Genomic DNA, 277 nt, shown 5'->3' on the forward strand with positions numbered 1-277 from the left:
GTTTCTGATGCACACGAGCGAGGATCTCGATAACAGCAGCGTGCTGCTGGAGCAGGTCAACCAGGCCCTGCACAGCGGCACTGCGCTACGCATTCAGGGCGCCAACAGCAAGATGTTCCTGGGCCGCGCCGTGGCCGGCGAAGTGCTCGACACTCGCAACCATCGCGGTATCGTCAGCTATGACCCCACCGAACTGGTGATCACTGCCCGTTGCGGCACACCGCTGGCGCAATTGACCCATGTACTGGAACAGTCACGCCAAATGCTGCCCTGCGAG

Annotated in this window: 1 protein-coding gene; it reads left to right on the forward strand. The window is 61.7% G+C overall.

The genetic code is table 11. The features are described 5' to 3' along the window. Positions 1-7: 7 nt before the first annotated feature. The coding region (locus tag NLU14_RS21665; protein ID WP_275710511.1) for an FAD-binding protein at positions 8-277 on the forward strand (270 nt) is incomplete at its 3' end.

This window comes from Marinobacter iranensis (genome assembly GCF_029207565.1).
In the GTDB taxonomy this organism is placed as follows: Bacteria; Pseudomonadota; Gammaproteobacteria; order Pseudomonadales; family Oleiphilaceae; genus Marinobacter; species Marinobacter iranensis.